1 protein-coding gene is annotated in these 1,096 nt (G+C 43.0%); it reads right to left on the bottom strand.

Going from position 1 to position 1,096, the window contains the following annotated elements:
• Positions 1-1,096, bottom strand: a 1,096-nt coding sequence (locus I3255_RS14690; RefSeq protein ID WP_238039493.1) for a hypothetical protein, incomplete at both ends; no start/stop codon positions are given.

The raw sequence follows: 1,096 nt of genomic DNA on the forward strand, positions 1-1,096 counted from the left end.
ATGAAGCCGGATCATAATGGGCAAAGTCGTAATCTTTTTTCTTATGCTCATCAAATGCTGATGGTTCAGATGAAGGCTCGGAGATACTCTCTTTGGTTATCTCTTCACTAGATGCCAACTCTTGAGGTGGTATCTCTTTAGATTCAGAGAGCTTAGTGTCAATTGAGTCAAGTAACTCAGGAGCCTGCTGATAACGCTCCGAGGCTTCAACCGCTTCTTGTAATTGACGAACAACATTATCCAGAGCTCGTTGTTGATCTTCGTCTGACAGCACTAGCTCTTCATCAAGTAAGCTTTCTGCTTCAGGATCATTTAACGCACTTTGCTCATCAAACTCAGGCAGATCATCAAGCTCAAACGCTTCAATATGTGATTCTGACTGCGCTTTTGTCTCTGGCATTGCATGACTATTAGGCTCTCTCTCATCAAGTTCATCTAACGCTGCCTGCTCATCAAAAATAGGAAATTCATCGATAGCTTGCGCTAAACTTTGCTTTTCTTCCGCTTCTTGACGATCAAGTTCGCGCTCTAACTCTTCAACGGTTAAAGGCTTAGCTTCTGGTGCCAAATAATCGTGCGGTGATGATTCTTGATCCTCATCCGCTAAAGTATGTTGCTCTAATTCTTGGTCTAGAAATTGGTCTAAAATATCATCAATATCTTCTTCAGCGACTTGAGTCTGTAACGGCTCAATCTCCTGAGACTGTTCTACTGTTGCATCGATTGCCTCAGTTGGCTTTTCACCCCAGTCATCCACTAGTTCATCAAGTAGAGCCGTACTGTTTTCTTCGAGATCTAATGGTTGTTCTAAAGCAATCTCATCGTCCTCATCGGGGATCAACTCATCAAGCAGTTGAACGGAATTTTCATCCAAATCGATATCGAGATCCGCACCTAAAAGATCGTCTTCGTCTGTTATGAGTTCATCCAGCAATTGAGTGCTGCTCTCTGAGATTGCGGTCTCAACTTCAGGTATTGTTTGTGATTCTGCACTAAGATTCGATGTAGGATTAGCACTCTCTGCTGCCAACTCTTCGCTGCTGATATCCAACTCGTCTATTGGTTTTTGCACTGAATCTTCAACAGTCGGTGATGT

It is taken from the genome of Psychrobacter sp. Ps6 (assembly GCF_022129235.1).
Lineage (GTDB): Bacteria > Pseudomonadota > Gammaproteobacteria > Pseudomonadales > Moraxellaceae > Psychrobacter.